This window comes from Vibrio sp. 1F253, from assembly GCF_041439295.1.
Classification (GTDB): Bacteria; Pseudomonadota; Gammaproteobacteria; order Enterobacterales; family Vibrionaceae; genus Vibrio; species Vibrio tasmaniensis_A.
Map to the genome: position 1 here is coordinate 100,079 of NZ_JBGONU010000004.1, position 19,156 is coordinate 119,234.

The following is a 19,156-nucleotide window of genomic DNA, read 5'->3' on the forward strand; positions in this document are numbered from 1 at the left end:
ATATGATTGCACATTAAATTAAGGACTTATGAGAATTTAATAGCATCTTGTAGGGCAAATTAAAAAGCAGCGCCTGATTTGGACGCTGCTTGAGGATATACGCAAAGGCAAAGAATTTGGTTCAGTTTCACGGAATAAATTTTTAGATTATGGTGATTTTCTTTAGAACCTTGTTTTCCTTGCTTTAATTTTGACAGCTATTGAATTGCAGACTCTAAAATCTCACGCGTTTTCTGAGGCGTGATTGCTTTGTTCTCGCCAAGCTCTAGGTAACCGTGTGATTCAAGTTGAGCAACAACGTTGTCGATTGCTGCCGCTTTAGTTGATTCGTAACCGTCGAACATAGTTGCAACGTCTAGGCTGTGGTAGAAGGCTTCGATTGCAGCAATAGTGCGCTCGGCTAAATCTGCACCCGCTTCTAGGCCAAATACGTTGCGACCCATTTGCTCTAGCTTGCCACGCTTCGCTTCGATTTGATTACGAAGTAGTGAAGGTTGAACAATCGCAAGAGAACGTGCGTGGTCTACGTGCCATAGTGCTGTGAATTCGTGGCCAATCATATGTGTTGCCCAATCTTGAGGAACGCCAGTACCAATCAGGCCGTTAAGCGCTTGGTTTGCAGTCCACATTAGGTTTGCACGCCATGCGTCGTTGTCACGCTCGTCGTATTGCTTACCCAGTACAAGTAGGTTCTTAAGCAGTGTTTCTGCGTAACCGTCTTGAACCATCGCGTCTGTTGGCATTGTGATGTATTGCTCACATACGTGAACCCACGCATCAACTAGACCGTTGATCAGTTGGCGCTCTGGCAGAGACTTCATTACGTCTGGGTCCATAACCGCGAACTTAGGTTGTACTGCAGGGTTCATGAACGCCAGTTTCTCTTGAGTCTCTTTACGAGTGATTACTGCACCCATGTTAGATTCAGAACCTGTCGCAGGGAGTGTCAGTACAGCACCAATAGGGGTTGCTTCAGTAACTTGGTGTTTGCCCGCTAGGATGTCCCAACCGTCACCGTCGTATTTAGCCGCTGCAGCAACATACTTAGAACCATCGATTACTGAACCACCGCCAACAGCGATAATGAACTCTACGTTTTCTTCTTTAACAAGAGCGACGGCTTTATCTAGCGTCTCTTTGGTTGGGTTAGCTTCAACACCAGCGAACTCAATCCAAGCGTGATCCTTTAGAGAAGCGACAACCTGGTCGTAAACACCGTTGCTTTTGATTGAACCGCCACCGTAGATGACTAGTACTTTCTTCGAAGTATCAACCGCTTGGCTGATAGCGTTGATTTGGCCTTGGCCGAAGTGGATAACTGTAGGGTTAACATAAGTGAATTGCATTAGAGATTCCTTGTGTAAAGCTCAATTTGTTATTTTATTTGATTGCTCAATTTCTATATTTGCATATTAGTACAGTAATCTAGGGTGATGAAGAGCTGATTCTCCAAATAAATTGCCTATTTCTACAAAATTGATATTCTTTCTCTGCTTTAGCTTACTTACTCTTAGCACTTGGAATGGAAAGTCGCCACTTATGAAAACACTCGCGCAGTTGTTACAGTCTTATGTAGAACACAAAGGTTGGGATGATCTCGAAGGGATCAGAGAAACTGAAATTGGCGGTGTGTGGTTGTATAGAAGCAGTGGCGGGAATCAACGTCAGCCATTCACTTACCAGTCGGGTATTATCATGCTCGGGCAGGGCAAAAAGAACATCTATATTGGCGATAGACCCGTTACTTACGCGGCTGGTGATTATCTTGTGGTAGGCGTGCCAATGCCATTGGAGTGTGAAGCCTTACCTGTAAATGGCGAACCATTGCTTGGTTTGTCGATAAGCATCGATTCTCAGCGCTTGCACAGCTTAGTCAAAAAGCTGGAAGACCAAGGCTTTCTAGAGAGCTACTGCAACAAGCACAAGCAGAATTCGAGCGGCTTAGAATCGACGCCAATGGAAGAGCAAATGCTGGAGAGCTTTACTCGATTGGTCAAAACTATACATTGTGACATTGAAGCCAATATATTGGGCGATGCCATGGTCAGCGAAATTGTCTACCGCGCCCTAACCGGTTCAGAAGGGCGTGTGCTGTTTGATTTAGCTCATCATGACGGCCATTACGCACGTGTCGCTAAAGCGCTGTCTAAAGTGCATGAAGAGTACGACCAAACCATCACTGTTCAATCGCTTGCCGACGAAGCCAACATGAGCGTGTCTGCCTTCCACAATGCATTCCGTAATGTCACCTTTGAATCTCCTCTTCAATATTTGAAGAAGGTAAGGCTAAACAAAGCCAAAGAACTGATTCAGCTAGAAGGCCTTCGCATCAGCGATGCTGCTCGCCGAGTCGGCTACTCGAGCCCATCCCAATTCAGTCGCGAATTTAAGCGCCACTTCAATACCACTCCAAGAGCGGTTTAGCTCTTCTTTCAACGAAACTATCTGTTGAGAGCTATGGTGTTGAGAGCTATGGTGCCAAAAGCTATGGTGTCGATTGCTCTTCGTTGATGCCATCGTGATTCCTGAAAGTCCCATGTCTTGGCTGAACACCATACTTCTCATGTCATCCCCCTGAGTCTCATATTTGTTGAATTATATGAGTAAATGTATCTAATCATAGGCATTGTCAGATTGTAGGTATTTGATTCTCGAATATATTATTAACGTACTTATATAAAATAAGCTCTCGAAAATAATTAATTAAATAGCCTAAGAGTTTATGCACGGGTATAAGGGATAAAGTTACTAACCTAGCTAGTAACGGAGTTTTAGTGTGAACAACCTATCAAATATCATCTAAATTCTGGTAATTATCCTTTCAATTACCTGAGAGAGTATTCAGGATTATTGAATAGACTTAAAATTAAAGAGAATTTAGCAGTTGATAAAGCCTAATGTGACGGATAATTAGTCGCTTGATGACTAATTATCCTGTAACTTGCTGATTTATAGTCAACTGAGAGTCTGATGTATATCACGTTTACCCTAAAATAATTCACTTAACATGGCGCTACTTAAATCATTCTTTCCAATACGATTGTTAAATATAAATACGTATTCCTATATTATTAAAAGGATAATTCCGATGAGTAGCGATATCATTAAAATTTCAAGAAATACTGAAAATGCACCAATTAATTCTGTATCTACACAAACGGTCGCTTTTTCTCATTATAATAACTTTTCTGCTCAACTGCCTGTTGACCCTAAAACAGGTGAAGTAGTGATTGGTGATATTAAAGACCAGGCAGCCCAATGCTTAAATAATATTAAGGCCATTGTTGAAAGCATCGACCATGTTATGGATGATGTTGTGAAGATTAATGTTTTCGTTAAGAATATTTCTGATATCGATGCTATTGATGAAGTTTACAAAAGCTTCTTCCAAAACAGCCTCCCTACACGCACAGTCGTGGGCGTAGCTGCGCTACCTAACAGTGACGCTTTAGTTCAAATGGATGCGCTGATTTCAAACGGCGAAGGCACTAAACCACAAGCACCTTGCGCGCTAGTTAAGGTATCAAGAAATACAGATAACGCGCCTCAAAGTACTGTATCGACGCAGACTGCGGCTTTTTCTCACTACAACAACCTTTCGGCTCAATTGCCTATCGATGTAAATACAGGTGAGTTGGTTTCAGGTGGTATCACAGAGCAAACGGCACAATGTCTATCAAACATTAAAGCGGTTCTAGAGAGTATCGGTCATGTCATGAATGATGTGGTTAAAACGACTATCTACGTGAAAAATATCGCAGATGCGGAAGTGGTAAATGAAGTATGTGCTAAATTCTTCCCAAGCTACGTTCCTGCTCGTACCGTTGTTAACGCCGCTGAACTACCAATGGGCGCTTTAATTCAAATTGATACATCCGTTTCACATGGTGACGGTACACCGCCGCAATTACCAGAAGACACTCGCTTACTGGTTATTGAAGCTAATAATACTGTTGCTGCACCATTCATGCCTTATTCGCACACCGTTGCTTTCTCTCACTACAACCATATTTCAGGACAATTACCTTTAGATCCGAAAACAAATGAAATTGTTGCTGGTGGGGTAAAAGAACAAGCTGAACAATGTTTAAACAATATTAAGGCTATAATTGAAAGCGTTGATCATAGCATGGACGATACAGTGAAAATCAATATTCAGCTTAAAAATGTTTCAGACATTGATACAGTGAACGAGGTCTACACAACATTCTTTAATGCTGAATTACCGGCAAGAACGGTGGTTGGGGTTTCAGAGATTTCTATGAATGCTCTAATTCAAATTGATGCAGTCGTTTCCAACTGCGAAGGTACACCACCACAAGATGTTATTGCTTAAACATAATTAAACCCACTTCAAACTAAGCGGTCAGATTGTCGGTGATGATCTGATCTGCTCCTTCTTGAAATTGTCGGCTTGTGCCGAACACTCTCATACCGTTAGAAATAGTTAGTCAAACGTTTAGCTAGCCTGAGCCCGAAGAAATGATCAATACTGGTGATTCGAACTACTGCTTGTCGAGTAGATATTGCAGATTTTGAACTGTATTGGAGATGCTTTTGAAAAAGTCATTAATTGTACTGGCGTTAGTTACTACATCTTGTTTCGCTGTTGATGATGAAGACCCTTGTAACGTTGAAGGTGGAGGGGTTACTGCGGGTTATCTGTGTGTCGAAGAGAAAATGAAAGTAGCAAATATCGATCTCAATAAAACATATCAAGAAGCCATTATGCGAATAGTCGAGGAAGAAACCGAATTGCAAAAAATCGAGTTTCACATCGATCTAGAAGGACCTTTCCGAAGAGCTCAACAAGCTTGGTTGAAATACAGAGACGCAGATTGTGAATTTATAGGTCAAGCGTATACGCCTTCCGTTTGGGCCGGGGTTCAAATCGAAGAGTGTAAGCTAAGAATGATTTTAGAGCGTATCGAGTATTTTGAAGGTACCTATTCAGTTCCAGATTGAAGAAGCTTAAACTTGATTCTGGGTAATTAAGTTGGGGTTCATAGAAGCGATGTACCAAGAACCGAAAATAGAATTAGAATGTGAGAAAGAAAATTAAGTGTATGCAATTTCGAGTTATTTTATTGTTGTGCCTAGCGATAGTGGGGTGTTCATCTAATCAAGAGCTAACACCTGATCCGACAACTATCACGCTTTTTTATGGTGAGACGTCGATCTCGGCGGGTGTGTTAGAAGATAAAACATTTAATTCGGTTCTAGCCGATAGAAGAGAGAGTGTTACTCTCTCGGGCTCACTATCAAAGCAAAACTCAGGTTACTTAGTTGATATCTTAGTGATCAGAGAAAATAGAGCACCACGTTCAAAGCGCCAATTAAACACCTTACTTCTTATGAAGCCGGGAGAATTAGTGGATGTTGGCGGTGTGAACAATGATGTGTTCAGAGTCATTCTAGAGTAACAATCCCGAAGTAATCAATTAATGTGAAATTTTTCTTTACCTCAACCTAACTTCAAGTCTTAAGCTTCTCTTACCCAATAAGAAGGAGCTTATTATGCAAAATAACTACGTAAAAGAACTCGCCGTTAAAACTTACCAAGAAGAACTTCAGAAAGAGTACGTTAAATCTAAAGTTAGACCATTCCACGGCCCGAGTTTTATCGGCGGCGTACTGTTGTCAGTCGTGTTGGTTGGGTTGTTTTATTGACTTGAAAGCGTACAGGCCATTGAGATAATTTACTGCAGGATACTAATAGCCTAATTGTTGTGAAAGCTAAAATAATCAGAGGTATCGAGATAAACATAGTAACCTTAATTGCGTTATCTTCTACCGATGATTTGGCAAACTCACAGTAATACTGGCCAAATATATCCAGTGACTACCCATTCGACAGTAAATTAGTGTAATTACACTAAACTATTCATTGTAGATTGCCTTGACCAGCCTTTATGTAGCTTTACTACCTCAGTGCTGATTTGTACTGGATGATTCTGCTAATACCTACAACAACGTTAGCTATTGACGACTTTACGTCGCTATGAACTATGACTCTTCGTTAGTTTTCCTAGCATCAATTATTGTTCAGTTAATTATGCAGAACGACTCCCTCTTTTATTTAGTTTTATCCATCAAAATGTCCTGCTCTCCTTTCAATGGAGATTTCCCATCTATTCAGATAGTTGAGGTTAGGATTAGGTGTTTGCGTTAGGACTTAACTTACCCTCTAGCGTGCATTTGATTAAATTTATGGTTTGTTTCACTTCCAAACAGATTGGTTTCATCAAGGGTATGTAGTGATGTAACCCAGATAAAGTTGCTGATTTCAATCCCTCCCCATTAAATATCGCGATCACTGTCAGTTTTTTATAGCGTAAATAAATACTAAAAAAAGCGATGCAATCATTACCCCCCTGAAATGGCACTGTGGCGTAATTTGGTGGCTATTATGTTATGAAGTTGTCGGGATATTACGGGATGTACAATATGCGGGTAGTGGTGTTTTCGTGCGTGATATTTATAAATTTGCACAATTACACTCAATTCAAGTAGATGACTATTAAGTGGTCAGATTTGTTTTTATTTGTGTGAATCTCATAAGTAAGAATACAATCATTCTGTTGCATCGCAAAGTGCGATGCATATCACTTTATTCGGGGTGCCGTGTTGTCTACTGTTAATTTACTTTGTCTGTTCTTTATTACATTACTAATAATATGCACATCATTTCATCTGAAGTCGTCGGAAGGTAAAAAAAAGCTATCTTTTGTTCAGCAAAGACTTGAACGAGAACAAAATAAACAAAGGCTCAAACGTTTTTTCTGTGAAGAAACAGATTTACCTAACATCAACTATATTCAAGAAAAATTATTAAGAACAAACAGAAGTACCTACAAGATCATGCATGTAATCTGTGTTGGGAGATCTGCAGATTTCTATAAGTTTTTCGATTCAAAAACTAGTCGAATAGTTAAAACAGAATTACATCACTACCTAAGTGAGACACTTTCACCAAGGGTTATCGGTTTGTTTGAAGACAAATACATTGTTCTTGTATTTGAAAGCGATACCCCCTGGGAAGAAAAAAAAATCCTTGAGCAGCAACAAAAAATTCAATTCTCTTTGCCTCATGAAAAGAAAGTAGGCGATAAAACCCTAACTTTTGATTATTCTCTTGCTAGCATGATCCTATCTAATTTTGATAAACCCCAAGATAAAAATCAGTTGTTTAGAAGAATGGCTTACAGTGTTAAAAAGTCACTTCAATCTATTGATGGTGTCTACGTATATAACATTAATGACTATGAAAAAAACGTTAGAACCCGTTCGGTAATCCAAGCTTTACATCACGATATAAAAAAGGGAGGGACTCAGTTCGAGCTTTTTTATCAACCCGTCGTTTATAGTATGAATACTTCTAAAGAGTACCTTTGGGAAATATTGCTTAGGTGGAAACGCACAGAGTTCGGAGGTCCTGGTGTATTTATGCCATTATTGGCAACGGAGCCGCACCTACATTACTCATTAACCATTATAATTTTTAAAAAAATAATTGAATACGCAAAAAACACTCAAGATACACTTCCTAATATCAGTGTTAACATTAGTCATGCAGATTTAAGTATCGTTGACTTTTATGATTATGTAATGGAATTAACCAAATTAGTTCCAGAGTTAAGAAGTAAGATAATATTTGAAACAGTTGAATATAGTGAGGGTCTTTTACATAGTTATGCTAAAGAAAATATAATTGCTCTTAAAGGGGCAGGTTTTCGATTTGCTATTGATGATTTTGGATGTGGTTACTCCAATTTTAACCTTTTATCAGAAAAATATTTTGATTTTATTAAGCTAGATAAGTCGTTACTACAAAAATGTCAGGAAGATATTGTGGCCAATGAGACACTTAAGTTTATGGTTAAGCTATCTGAGCGTATTGATGTAACCTTGATTGTCGAAGGCGTTGAAAATCCTCAACACCTACGACTACTTCCAAAGAGATCTAATATATTATTCCAAGGCTTTCATTTTTCCAAACCAAGAAGGTTAATTAGCAATGTGAAAACAGGTTGATATATGTATGGGTAATAATATGTGAAGGGCTGTAAATGACATTAAACAACATCGAATTCGTTAACTAATTTAAGAGTATTACTATTTTAATATTTTTAAATCTCAACAAGTAATAGAGATCCATTTAAATGAAAATGATGATACCAATTTTGTGCGTTCTGGCCTTATCAGCTTGTGGTGGCGGCGGTGATGGTGGGAGTAATCCGACAATTCACAAAAAAGCTACTGGAAAAGTAATCGATGGTTATATTGTAGGCGCTACCGTTTTTCTAGATATAAATAATGATGGTAAGTATAACGCAAACACTGAACCTAGAGCTTTAACTACAAAAGGTGGTAGTTATGAGCTTGACCTAAATGAAACCCAAGATAAATGCCTTGGTTATGCTCCGACGATAGTAGATGTTCCTGTTGGCGCTATTGATGAAGATTTGGGGGCTGTGAAAAATGCTTATCGTATGGTCTTACCCCCTGAATTTAAAGAACAGGTCGATTTCAAAAACCGTTTTATCACCCCTTTAACTTCATCTTTATGGGCGACAGTAGAAACCAGTAATGGTAAAAGTAACTATACGTGTCAGGATCTAATGAGCGATATAGAAAAACAAACTAAACAGGCTCAAGCGTTAGAGCATGCTCTTACAGAAACAATTCGCACATATAATATTTCTGAGGCTAAAATTTATGGTGACTTTATTGCATCCGAAGATAGTGACCTTGCCTTAAAGGCCCAAAATATCGTAACAGGTCTAAAGAAATCGTTCACAGATACAAAAGATTTACAACAAACCAACCCCAATAGCTATGTGCAAGTTCATTACTACTTCAAAGATGAAAACGGCGCTAGGAATTGGTAGAAAAAGGTTTATATTTCTTCTCTAGGTACTAATCAATCAGCAAAGCAAACAACCACAAAAATGAGCGATGATTTGTTAACAGAGGTGGAAGTGTTGTCTGAGTCCACATCGGTTAACCTTTCAACTCAGTGGGGTGTTTACAACAATACTTTTGATATTGCTAGTATTAACAATTTTAATAGCAGCATCCGTCCGGGGTGTACATTCACAGAGAAAATCATTATTAAAGATGATAAATTTGATAATGTACTATCTAACATTGCCTACGATGGTAATATACACAACTTAGCAAATTGTCAATCTCTGGATCTAACAAATAAAATAGTCTCTAGAACTACTTCAACTTGGAAATATAACAAGAGTATCAAAGAACAATTAAATCGTACTTATGTCGACTGGAATGAGCATACTTTTGGAAAAGGCGATGACTTTGGATTATCGACAGTCGTTAATGTTAAAAGTCATTTAAATAGTTTAGATACTGAAAATATCAAAATAAACATTATGGGTAGATATAAAGATTACTCTAGTAATGAATTAGGTGACGCATCTAAGGTCATACGGTCAAAGATAGTTAATGATCAGAGTAAAGAAATCACCTATTGGAAAACACTCTTTCGTGCATCTCCGACGACATATTCACGAAGAATAACATCGTCAGATCAAACTTCTGTATACGAAAAAAGTACTGACGGATTTAATTGGGTAGTATCGAGTAAACCGTAGTCGTTAAGTATGTATATAATTGATGGGGTGGGTTGCTTAAATGTCACGCCCCATTCACTTCTATTAAAAAATATCTTCCTATGCCCACTAGAACCTCACTTTCAGCTGCTAACTCTGAAATAAGTAGTGACGTACCGTTTACTCAGAGATTTGGGTACTCGAGTTTCAATCGTAGGCAAGGCTTTCGAAATAACCATTGGGAGTATTCGTTATGGATGTATTTTTGCATTTACTTCAAACAAGTGATGCTAGTGCGCTCTTGGAATTTGAAGTAGACAATAGAGATTGGTTCGAGATGTCTGTACCACCACGGGAAGAAAGTTTTTATTCACTTTCAGGTGTAGAGAAGCAGATTGCTAGTTTTTTAGCGGAATATGAAAGTGATGAGATGATTCCTATGTTGATAAAAGATGAACAAGGGATTATCTGCGGTAGGATTAATGTACGTGATATCGACCAGAACGCTGGAAGTGGGGAGCTAGGTTATCGAGTAGGTCGACCCTTTGCTTCAAAAGGCATTGCGTCTAACGCGGTGAGGAAGTTACTTATCTATTTGGCGGAGCAATCTTCCCTTAAATATGTGGATGCCTATGCGTTAGGGGGTAATGTTGGTTCCAACAAGATTTTATCCAAGGCCGGTTTTGGCTTAGTAGAGCGTGTAGAGAATTACGCGTTATTCAAAGGGCAAAATCAAGACGCTAATTATTATCGTAAGGTGTTAGCTGAGTAGCTGAGTAGCTGAGTAGCTGAGTCTCAGTGCCTTATTCATTAGAAGCTGGCAGCGTCCTTCTAGCCAGCTTATGGTTTTATGTTACTAAAAATAGATCTTTAGGTTTACGGCCACTTATTAGGTTTACATTTACTTCTGAGGTTTGTTACGTTCGATTACGCTAATAGCGATAGCCAAAAACAGAATATCTTTCACTAGGAAGAAGTTAGTGACTAAGATGCCATCCGATACTTTCCAAACGTTTGGCGTGGTGACTAGAAAGCTCAGTGTCACAACAAAGATAGCCGCTGCTGCAATACCTGAGTAGAAAGCAATAGTCGGCTTCTTAAATCCCACGATCAATCCAATCGCGACGATGATCTCTGCACCACCCACCATGTTAGACACTGCTTGTACCGAGAATAGATTGTAAAGCCAGTTCATTGCTGGGTGGTTTGCAATTAAAGGCTCAATTAGCATCGCTTCAGTTGGCGTAAACTTGTAAATACCAATCCAAGCTAACACTAATGCTACACCAATCACGCCTAGGTTGTATCCGACATTACTCTGTTTTAAATCATAGGTTTGAACATGCATAAAAGTACTCCATTTAATAAAATCTCTGAATATGACCGCAAGAGTTCAGATTAAATTTCGCGTTGAGAGTGATACTTAATATATTTATCTACAAACTCAATAGATGGTGATTTATTGTTTTGATATTAATGCGTAGGCTAGTGATGTTGAACACCAAAGTCATAGGTTGGCGATAGTGCTGTTTAGCAGGTACTACGAGCTTTCTAATTTTTGTTTTCAATGTTAGGAATTTGGATTAGATTACGCTGATGTGCACCCTAATTATAAGAAGAGTATAACCTGTGAAAATTCATAGAATTAATCCGACCAAGCGTTGGTCTGATGTGACTGTGTTTAACGGTATTGCAAGCTTTGTTGAAGTACCAGAGACGGATACAACGGCAGGAATTAAGAATCAGGTTCAGCAAATCTTCGAACAAGCTGAAGAAATGATGAGTTTGGTAGACAGCGATAAATCTCGTGTATTGTCAGTGACTATTTACCTAACGGATTTCGCTAACTTTGATGCACTCAATGAAGTGTGGGAAGCGTGGTTCCCTGAAGGCTGCGCGCCAAGCCGTGCGTGCGTGAAAGCAGAACTCGCTAACCCTGAACTATTGGTTGAGATGTCATTCATGGTTGCTGCTGGTGAAAAGTTTCAATAAGCCGAAATATCGGTAGATACAAGCGTTAGTAGACAGAACCATTAATAGAGTCGACAGCGAACAGATAAAACAAAGCCACTCAGGTGAATCACTTGAGTGGCTTTTTAGTGTTCTACGCTATCCGAAACTAAATCGGATTAGGTATTAAGCGAGGCCTTGATCTCTTGCCATCTGCTTTGCAATCTTCGGAGCATGCCATAGACATGGCAGCAAGATAAACGAAACAGGAACGGCAGTGATCACAATGAACGACTGCAGAGCTGAGATGCCGCCAGAGCCCATTGAGATAAGCGCGATAGCCACTGCCCCCATAATGACGCCCCAGAATGTTCTAACTGCTGAGTTAGGTTCTGTTGTACCAGTCATTACTACACTGATGGTGTAGGTCATTGAGTCACCTGTGGTCACGATGAACGTGGTCGTCAGGATAAGGAACAGGATTGCAATCAGAGTCGGGAATGGTAGTTGCGAAGTAATAGCCAGTAGTACAGCAGGAAGGTTGAAACCTTCGAATGCGCTAGATATTACGCCTGGGTTCTCTAATTCAAACGCTAAGCCACTACCACCAACAATGCTGAACCAAAAACAAGTCACAAGCGGTGCAACGATGCTGATAGAAACGATCATTTGGCGAATAGTTCGGCCACGTGAGATGCGAGCAATGAAGATCGCCATCATTGGGCCGTAACCTAAGAACCAACCCCAGAAGAATACTGTCCAGCCGCCTAGCCAAGCAGTATCTTGGCGGTACAGTGCCATTGGAATGAAATTGTCGACCATTTCACCGATGCCTTGTAGGTAACCATCAATGATAAAGCTGGTTGGGCCAACAAGGAGAATGTAAACGATTAGGCACACCGATAAGATGATGTTGTAACGGCTTACCAGTTGGATACCTTTACTTAGACCACTTAATGCCGACAGCGTATACATTGCAATAGCGAATAGAATAACGACGCTTTGGGTAGCAAAGCTGTCAGAAATTCCAAACAGCTCGCTCAACGCATAGCTGATCTGTAGGCCAAGGAAGCCGATAGGGCCGATTGTACCTGCGGCTACTGCCACAATGCTGCACGCATCAACGACGTTACCAATCCAACTGTTGATTGCCTTGTCGCCCAGTACTGGGTAAAGCAGGGTGCGTGGCTTAAGAGGAAGGCCTTTTTCGTAGTGCAAGTACATAAGCACAATCGAAGAGAGACCACCTAAGATAGCCCATGCAAGGAAACCCCAGTGCATGAAAGATTGTGATAGTGCATTGAATGCCATCGCTTGAGGGTCTGCATTGCCATACAGCGGTGGAGCTGAAACAAAGTGAGCAATTGGCTCTGCAGCTGCCCAGAACACGCCACCACCCGCAAGGAGTGTACATAGGACGATAGACATCCATTTAAACGTGGTCATTTCTGGTAGGGCAAGCTTCCCTAAACGAACATGGCCTGTGCGACTTAGTGCAAGCACTAAACCGATAATGAAATTGAGTAGTAGTAGGACTTGCCAGAAAGCACCGAACCATTTAGTTGAGTAACTAAAGCCGATGTTGACAAGTTCGGACAATACGGAGGTGTTGGTGAAAGCAAGGATGACAAAGAGGGTCAGGAAACTGCCACTCAGCCAAAAGACTGGGTTTCCGAGTTCCAGTTTTTCACCCAAAGATTGAGCTCTATTGAAATCGATAGAAGTAGATTCTGCGTTGATGTTTTCGTTGGCGACTTGCGTCAAGTTGGACATTATTTCTTCGCTATATTTGGCTCTTTCAAGCCTATGTATTTCTCCCACATTCGGATAAAAATGTGAGGCTCGTCAAAAAAGCCGCTGATACTAACATATTTGTTATCCAAAAGTGGGCGATTTCATAAAATAATCTCAAATCGCCCCTAATTCCCTACTTTTTGGTTAGTTTTGATACGAATTTTTCTCAAACTCAAATCACATTTCTGACTCTTGAGACATTATTTTTTTAGCTTTCCGAAATAAATTAATATTAGTTGTTGGTGCAAAATAAGTGTCGAATCATTGCATGCTATAAACAAATTAATGCGAGTCATTTTATAAATAGTAAATATTTTAGGTGTTTAATTGGCACTGTTACCTACAGTTGTTTTTCGAAGGAATTTAAGTGGCAAAAAAAGTGTCATTTACTTTAAATATCTTAAAACAACAACTTAAGGGACTGCTAACATGCACCTAAATCAAGGAAGAGTGGCCAAAAAGGTTTTTACACTCAGTACTCTCACTGCGTCATGCTTAATGGCTTTCAATAGCTATGCGGCTGTGGATTGCTCAACGTTAGAAGCGTGGGATCCTGCCACGGTTTACACAGGCGGCGATCAAGTTTCACATGACAGCAGCGCGTACTCAGCAAATTACTGGAATCAGAACAACAACCCAAGTCAATTTGAAGGTGACTACGCACAGTGGAAAAAGCTAGATGTGTGTAGCGGCAATGGAGGTGGAGGTACACCAAATGAAGCACCAACGGCTTCGTTAACGACTCCATCTGCCTCTGACATGTTCACTGAAGGCGATAACGTGGTGTTGAGTGCAACGGCGCTAGATTCTGACGGCAGTGTTACCTCGGTTGAATTCTTCATTGATGGAACTTCAGTAGCGGTTGTAACAGCTGCACCTTTCGAAGCGGCTTGGGCTGCAACGTCTGGTAGCCATCAGGTTTCGGTTGTTGCAACAGACAATGAAGGCGCGGCTAGCTTAGTGAGCGCGGTCTCTATTTCTGTCGATTCAGTTACACCTGGAAATGAAGCGCCGACAGTATCGGTTGCGCTTTCTGCATCTTCGGTTGATGTTGGTGGTGTGGTAACGCTTACCGCAACGGCAACAGACAGCGATGGTACGGTTGATAAGGTCGATTTTTATGTGGCAGGTTCTTTAGTCGGAACGGCTGCGACAAGCCCATACACGCTTAACTACACAACCACTCAAGCCGGTTCTTTAGCGGTTTACGCAAAAGCGACTGACAATCAAGGCGCAACGACAGATTCAGCGCTGGCTTCTTTGACGGTGAATGGCGTACCAACGGTGAGCACTTGTCGACCTGATGGCTTGTATCAAACTCAAGGTGTCGATGTTCCTTATTGTACGATTTACGATGATGAAGGCCGTGAGAAAATGGGCGCGGATCACCCACGTCGTGTCATTGGTTACTTCACCAGCTGGCGTGCAGGGGATGACCCACAAGCTGCTTACCTAGTAAATGACATTCCTTGGGAACAACTCACACACATTAACTACGCTTTCGTGAGCATCGGCTCAGATGGCAAAGTAAACGTGGGTGATGTGAACGATCCGAACAACGCAGCGGTTGGTAAAGAGTGGCCGGGCGTGGAAGTTGACCCAGCATTAGGCTTCAAAGGTCACTTCGGTGCATTAGCGACAGCGAAGAAAAAACACGATGTTAAGACTTTAATCTCAATCGGTGGTTGGGCGGAGACCGGTGGCCACTTCGCCACTGATGGTAGCCGAGTGGCTGATGGTGGTTTCTATACCATGACGACCAATGCTGACGGTTCTATTAACCATCAAGGTATCGAAACATTCGCAACTTCAGCGGTTGAAATGCTTCGTAAATACCAGTTCGATGGCCTAGATATCGATTACGAATACCCGACGTCAATGGCGGGCGCAGGTAATCCGTACGATAAAGACTTTATGGAACCACGTCGTCAATACCTATGGGCTTCTTACCAAGTGTTGATGAAAGTGTTGCGTGAGAAGCTTGACGCAGCCTCTGCGCAAGATGGCAATCACTACATGTTAACGATCGCGGCGCCTTCTTCGGGTTACCTACTGCGTGGTATGGAAACATTCGATGTAACCAAATATCTCGATTACGTAAATATCATGTCTTATGACCTTCACGGTGCGTGGAACGATCACGTAGGCCATAACGCTGCGTTGTTTGATACAGGTAAAGATTCAGAGTTAGCACAGTGGAACGTATACGGCACAGCGGCTTACGGCGGTATCGGTTACCTGAATACGGATTGGGCCTACCACTACTTCCGTGGTTCTATGCCAGCAGGTCGTATTAACATCGGTGTGCCTTACTACACACGTGGTTGGCAAGGTGTAACTGGTGGTGAGAATGGTCTTTGGGGCCGAGCAGCACTGCCAAACCAAGCTGAATGTTCAGCAGGTACTGGTGAAGGCGAGAAGAACAACTGTGGCCATGGCGCAATTGGTATCGATAACATGTGGCACGATACTGATCCGAAAGGCAACGAAATGGGTGCAGGTTCAAACCCAATGTGGCATGCGAAGAACTTAGAGAAAGGCATTTGGGGTTCTTATGCAGCAGCTTACAAGCTTGATCCTGTTAACGATCCTTCAGATGTTCTAATGGGGACTTACACGCGTAACTATGACAGCGTGGCTGTTGCTCCTTGGTTGTGGAACGCAGAGAAGGGCGTATTCCTTTCAACGGAAGATAAAGATTCTATCGATGTGAAAGCCGATTACGTTATCGACAAAGAAATCGGTGGCATCATGTTCTGGGAACTAGCAGGGGATTACAACTGTTACGTACTCGATGCGAACGGTAACCGAACTTCAATCGATACAACCGAACAGGCGTGTAATAGCGGAAACGGTGAGTTCCACATGGGTAACACTATGACGAAAGCTATCTACGATAAGTTTAAGTCAGCTACTCCATATGGAAACAAGGTTGCAACGGGTGCTATCCCAACGGAAGCATTAGATATTACTGTCTCTGTAGGTGGCTTCAAAGTCGGTGACCAAAACTATCCAATTAACCCTAAGATCACGTTTACAAACAATACAGGTCAAGCGCTTCCTGGTGGTACTGAGTTCCAGTTCGATATCCCAGTGTCTGCACCTGATAACGCAAAAGATCAATCGGGCGGTGGTTTGTCTGTGATTGCTTCTGGTCACACTCGTACCAATAATATTGGTGGTCTAGATGGTCCGATGCACAGAGTAGCGTTTGCATTACCTGCATGGAAAGAGCTTCCTGCTGGTGGTGTGTATGAACTCGATATGGTTTATTACTTGCCAATTTCTGGCCCTGCAAACTATACAGTGAATGTGAATAGTGTCGATTATGCATTTAGCTTTGAGCAGCCGGATCTACCACTGGGTGATATCAGTACTGGTGGCGGTAATCCTGGTGATGGCGGTACCAACCCAGGTACATGCGATACTGCGGGTTTAGCTGTATATCCCGACTTACCTCAGAAAGATTGGGCGGGTAACCCAAGCCACGCAAACACGGGCGACCAAGTGGTTCATAACGGTAGTGTTTACCAAGCAAACTGGTGGACAAGTGCCGAGCCGGGAAGTGACGGCAGTTGGACCAAAGTGTGCTCTTAATTTAATGCTAAGCAATGTATTTATAGACAATAGAGCGTAGTAATAGGTAATAAATGCGAATGCTTTTAAGTCGATTTATCAGGGCTTTAGTATAAATTAAGTTATCAATTTAAACGTAAAATCAAAACGCCGAACTGAATCCAGTTCGGCGTTTTTGCTATAAGTCACAGATTGCACATGAAGAGCGCTATTAATATCGACTATCGTTCAGTAAAATCGATAGATGTGATATAAAACAATCTACTTATAAAAACAATAGCGTTACCTAAAATTTAAAAGCTATGAGGTGATTTTGAAAGTAAGACGTAAGTATATCCTCAACTTTTCCATCGTGTTGGCCCTCGTATCTTTGGTCCTCTCTGCTATTCAATTTAACCGAACCAAAGAATCACTTTTAGAGTCTAATCAATTCTTCTTCCGTACTATTGTAAACGCAAGCTACGACATCGTAGATACTACCGTTAACGAAGCTATTAAAACCTATCTCAAAGGTGTGACTGATACTGTCGCTTCTCACACACTAGGTGTCACTCCAGAACAAGAAGTTAAAGAAGTCATCCGAATTGCTAACGAATTGGTGATTGGAGAGTCAGGTTATATCTATTTGATGTCACCACAAGGTGTCCACCTGTATCATCCGTTTTTACAAGGGCAAAATCGCGCGCATTTAACCCATATTCAAACGCAACTGACCTCAAAGTCTGGAATGACTCAGTATTCTCATGCTAATCCACATGAAGTCGGCAAGCGTGCGAAGGTCGCGTATTCAGTGAGGCTACCGAGTGGTAATACATTGGTGGCGACCACTTATAAAGATGAACTCATGTACTTGGTCGATCTCGAAGCGCTTAAAGATAAACTAAGAAAATATTCATATGGCGATAGTGGTTATGTATATATTGTTGATTTGCAAGGCGAGCTAGTCCTCCGACCCAATTTTGAACACGAACACTTGAAAGCCTTAATTGGTTATTCATCAGAGTTGCTCATCGATAAGGTCGTTGCTGAGCCTGAAGGGCATTTTAGTTACTCAATTTCAGATGACAACGGTACGACAAACAAAAACATTTTCTATAAGTTCTACCCATATCTGAATTGGATCATTTCTGCTGGAGTTTTGGAGCAAGAGCTCAATAAGAACCACAGTTTATTGCTAGTTAGTTTGATGACCTTGGTTATAAGTTTGCTTAGCATCATCGCCGTTTTGGTGCTTTACCTGCGGCACCGTCATTTAAAGATCTTAGATGTAGCTAGCTTAGATTATCTTACGGGGTTGAGTAATCGGCGGGACTTTATTTCTCAGGTTAAGGTGAGAATTTTAGAGTGTTCGCCTTATCCGTTAAAAGGTGTTGGTATCATTCTTCTAGATATTGACCATTTTAAATCGGTAAACGATCTACACGGGCATAATGAAGGCGATAGAGTGATCTGTGCCGTTGCAAAAGTATTGAAGCAATTTGCAAATGAAAATCGTCTAATTGCTCGCTATGGCGGTGAGGAATTTATCTTTGTGACTTTTGATTGCAATGAATATCAATTGTACGAGTTGTCGGAAGAGCTTAGGCGTAGCGTCGAAAAAATTGAGGGGTTAGTGTTACCTGTAACGGTCAGTGTTGGGTGTCGCTATGCAAATGCACTGTTCCACATAGAAGGCACGAGAGACCAAGCTGACAAAGCACTTTATCAAGCGAAAAAGAATGGACGCAATAACACACAGGTATACAGAGAGAGTCAATATCGTATTGTCTGTCATTGAAGTTTTCTAAAACTGATAAGCATGAAAAAGCCCAAATAGAACGTTCTATTTGGGCTTTTTTAGAATTGTTTGAAAGTGCTAGCCGTTAATCTAAGCTTTTGCTGCTTTCATCGCTTCATTTTTTTTTTCCTTTTGCATTTTTGCAAGGAAGTAGATGTTCACACAAGCGATGAAACCGTTGGTTGCAACCACTGGCCATGCATCAATCATAACGCCGTATGCTGTGAATAGAGTACAGCCAACAAAGTTAAGGACACGCAGACGCACGATATCTTTCATTGTTAATGAAATTGCGACCATAATAGATGCCGCGTAACCTAAAATTTCAACCATATTGAATTCCATTGTGTGACCCTCTTAAATTTGCCGATGCTTTATCGGTACCAATTCTTCTCTTCATGAGATGATTGAGGAAGCTCCGTGCCCCGAATGGTTTGGTTATGTTTAACTAAGTTTACTATACCGAGTCTATTTCTGTGGTTAA

General features: G+C 41.2%; 16 protein-coding genes. 12 read left to right on the plus strand and 4 right to left on the minus strand.

Annotated features, from left to right (window positions below; all coding sequences use genetic code 11):
- Positions 1 to 197 precede the first annotated feature (197 nt).
- Positions 198 to 1,346 carry an iron-containing alcohol dehydrogenase gene (locus ACED28_RS03475; RefSeq protein WP_371709290.1) on the minus strand — a complete coding sequence of 383 codons (1,149 nt, stop codon included), beginning with the start codon at positions 1,344 to 1,346 and terminating at the stop codon, positions 198 to 200.
- A gap of 193 nt (positions 1,347 to 1,539) precedes the next feature.
- Here ACED28_RS03475 and ACED28_RS03480 point away from each other — a divergent pair, with 193 nt between their 5' ends.
- The 9 genes from ACED28_RS03480 to ACED28_RS03520 all read left to right on the plus strand — a co-directional run bounded on the left by ACED28_RS03480 (position 1,540) and on the right by ACED28_RS03520 (position 10,347).
- Positions 1,540 to 2,424: an AraC family transcriptional regulator N-terminal domain-containing protein gene (locus ACED28_RS03480; RefSeq protein WP_371709291.1), complete on the plus strand. Its 885-nt coding sequence runs from the start codon at positions 1,540 to 1,542 to the stop codon at positions 2,422 to 2,424.
- 664 nt (positions 2,425 to 3,088) lie between these two features.
- Positions 3,089 to 4,336, plus strand: a complete 1,248-nt coding sequence (locus ACED28_RS03485) for a RidA family protein (RefSeq protein ID WP_371709292.1) — start codon at positions 3,089 to 3,091, stop codon at positions 4,334 to 4,336.
- Between the two features lie 215 nt (positions 4,337 to 4,551).
- On the plus strand, positions 4,552 to 4,965 hold the full coding sequence (locus ACED28_RS03490) for a lysozyme inhibitor LprI family protein (protein WP_017102883.1): 414 nt from the start codon (positions 4,552 to 4,554) through the stop codon (positions 4,963 to 4,965).
- Positions 4,966 to 5,066: 101 nt separating this feature from the next.
- A complete protein-coding gene (locus tag ACED28_RS03495) occupies positions 5,067 to 5,423 on the plus strand; it encodes a hypothetical protein (protein WP_017101361.1) in 357 nt (118 codons plus the stop codon).
- Between the two features lie 94 nt (positions 5,424 to 5,517).
- A complete protein-coding gene (locus tag ACED28_RS03500) occupies positions 5,518 to 5,670 on the plus strand; it encodes a hypothetical protein (protein WP_017102882.1) in 153 nt (50 codons plus the stop codon).
- Between the two features lie 954 nt (positions 5,671 to 6,624).
- On the plus strand, positions 6,625 to 8,034 hold the full coding sequence (locus ACED28_RS03505) for an EAL domain-containing protein (protein ID WP_371709293.1): 1,410 nt from the start codon (positions 6,625 to 6,627) through the stop codon (positions 8,032 to 8,034).
- Positions 8,035 to 8,162: 128 nt separating this feature from the next.
- Positions 8,163 to 8,891: a hypothetical protein gene (locus tag ACED28_RS03510; RefSeq protein WP_371709294.1), complete on the plus strand. Its 729-nt coding sequence runs from the start codon at positions 8,163 to 8,165 to the stop codon at positions 8,889 to 8,891.
- Between the two features lie 60 nt (positions 8,892 to 8,951).
- Complete coding sequence (locus ACED28_RS03515) at positions 8,952 to 9,617, plus strand: hypothetical protein (RefSeq protein WP_371709295.1); 666 nt, start codon at positions 8,952 to 8,954, stop codon at positions 9,615 to 9,617.
- A gap of 211 nt (positions 9,618 to 9,828) precedes the next feature.
- The gene (locus tag ACED28_RS03520; protein WP_371709296.1) at positions 9,829 to 10,347 is read left to right on the plus strand and encodes a GNAT family N-acetyltransferase; all 519 of its coding nucleotides are present in this window, start codon (positions 9,829 to 9,831) and stop codon (positions 10,345 to 10,347) included.
- Between the two features lie 129 nt (positions 10,348 to 10,476).
- Here ACED28_RS03520 and ACED28_RS03525 read toward each other — a convergent pair whose 3' ends face one another.
- Positions 10,477 to 10,923: a DUF417 family protein gene (locus ACED28_RS03525; RefSeq protein ID WP_017102879.1), complete on the minus strand. Its 447-nt coding sequence runs from the start codon at positions 10,921 to 10,923 to the stop codon at positions 10,477 to 10,479.
- A gap of 281 nt (positions 10,924 to 11,204) precedes the next feature.
- Between ACED28_RS03525 and ACED28_RS03530 the strand changes: the two genes are divergently transcribed.
- On the plus strand, positions 11,205 to 11,567 hold the full coding sequence (locus ACED28_RS03530) for a RidA family protein (protein WP_135381529.1): 363 nt from the start codon (positions 11,205 to 11,207) through the stop codon (positions 11,565 to 11,567).
- Between the two features lie 144 nt (positions 11,568 to 11,711).
- Here the strand turns inward: ACED28_RS03530 and ACED28_RS03535 are convergent, their stop codons facing one another.
- Positions 11,712 to 13,298, minus strand: a complete 1,587-nt coding sequence (locus tag ACED28_RS03535; protein WP_009845503.1) for a BCCT family transporter — start codon at positions 13,296 to 13,298, stop codon at positions 11,712 to 11,714.
- A gap of 450 nt (positions 13,299 to 13,748) precedes the next feature.
- Between ACED28_RS03535 and ACED28_RS03540 the strand changes: the two genes are divergently transcribed.
- Both ACED28_RS03540 and ACED28_RS03545 read left to right on the plus strand, forming a co-directional pair.
- Positions 13,749 to 16,916, plus strand: a complete 3,168-nt coding sequence (locus ACED28_RS03540; RefSeq protein WP_371709297.1) for a chitinase C-terminal domain-containing protein — start codon at positions 13,749 to 13,751, stop codon at positions 16,914 to 16,916.
- Between the two features lie 292 nt (positions 16,917 to 17,208).
- Positions 17,209 to 18,672 carry a diguanylate cyclase domain-containing protein gene (locus ACED28_RS03545; protein WP_371709325.1) on the plus strand — a complete coding sequence of 488 codons (1,464 nt, stop codon included), beginning with the start codon at positions 17,209 to 17,211 and terminating at the stop codon, positions 18,670 to 18,672.
- Positions 18,673 to 18,762: 90 nt separating this feature from the next.
- Here ACED28_RS03545 and ACED28_RS03550 read toward each other — a convergent pair whose 3' ends face one another.
- Complete coding sequence (locus ACED28_RS03550; RefSeq protein ID WP_009845500.1) at positions 18,763 to 19,017, minus strand: YgjV family protein; 255 nt, start codon at positions 19,015 to 19,017, stop codon at positions 18,763 to 18,765.
- Between the last annotated feature and the right edge of the window lie 139 nt (positions 19,018 to 19,156).